Here is a 1119-nt window from a genome sequence, read left to right on the forward strand (position 1 = left end):
GAGGGAGTGATCGGGCCGCAGGCCCTGGTCTTCGACGACACCGGGTTCCTCAAGGACGGGACTGCCTCGGCATGCGTGTCGCGGCAGTACACCGGCACCGCCGGCAAGATCACCAACTGCCAGGTCGGCGTCTCGCTCCACCTCGCGTCCGACCACGCCTCTGCGGCAGTCAACTGGCGACTGTTCCTGCCCCAGACCTGGGATCCCGCCTCGCCGAAGGCCGATCCGGGCAAGGTCGCCCGACGTGCCGCGTGCGGCATCCCCGACGACGTCGGGCATGTGGAGAAGTGGCAGCTGGCCCTGGACATGCTCGATGAGACCCGCTCCTGGGGACTCGAGGTGCCGCTGGCCATTGCGGACGCCGGATACGGCGACGCCGCCGCCTTCCGGCACGGACTGCAGGAGCGCGGCCTGAACTATGTGGTGGGGATCTCCAGCACGCTGTCGGCCCACAGCGCCGACGCGGTACCGGTGGCCGAGCCGTACTCGGGGTCCGGACGTCCGCCGGTGGCGAAGTATCCCGACAAGCCGCGGTCGGTCAAGGAACTGGTCGTCGCGGCGGGCCGGAAGGCGGCCAGGCCGGTGCAGTGGCGGGAGGGCTCCCGGCCCGGCACCGGCCGCTCGGGCCGCAAGCGGATGTACTCCCGCTTCGTGGCCCTGCGCATCCGGCCTGCCGGACGCGAGGTCCGCCAGGCCACCGACGGCCCGGAACTGCCCGTGTGCTGGCTGCTGGCCGAATGGCCCGCCGACGAGAGCGAGCCGGTGCAGTACTGGCTGTCCGACCTGCCCCCCGGCATGCCTCTGACCACACTGGTCCGCCTCGCCAAACTCCGCTGGCGCATCGAGCACGACTACCGGGAGATGAAACAGGCCCTGGGACTTGCCCACTTCGAGGGCCGCACCTGGAACGGATGGCACCACCACGTCACTCTCGTCTCCGTCGCGCACGCCTTCTGCACCCTGCAACGACTGACCAGAGCCCCACAAGACGCGGCGCCGGCCTGAGCCTCTACCAGGTCGTCCGCGAGCTACAGACACTCCTCGCCCTCTGGACCGGCGCCTGCCCCACCTGCCACCGCGACATACCCACACCCATACGGACCTGACCAAGCACTACTA

The 1119-nt window shown here is 70.2% G+C and carries 1 protein-coding gene; it reads left to right on the forward strand.

Annotated elements, in window-relative coordinates; translation table 11 throughout:
* On the forward strand, nt 1-1005 hold a 1005-nt coding region (locus tag AB0N14_RS34670), incomplete at its 5' end, for an IS701 family transposase (protein WP_366029671.1).
* Between the last annotated feature and the right edge of the window lie 114 nt (nt 1006-1119).

It is taken from the genome of Streptomyces sp. NPDC051104 (assembly GCF_040682835.1).
In the GTDB taxonomy this organism is placed as follows: domain Bacteria; phylum Actinomycetota; class Actinomycetes; order Streptomycetales; family Streptomycetaceae; genus Streptomyces; species Streptomyces cynarae.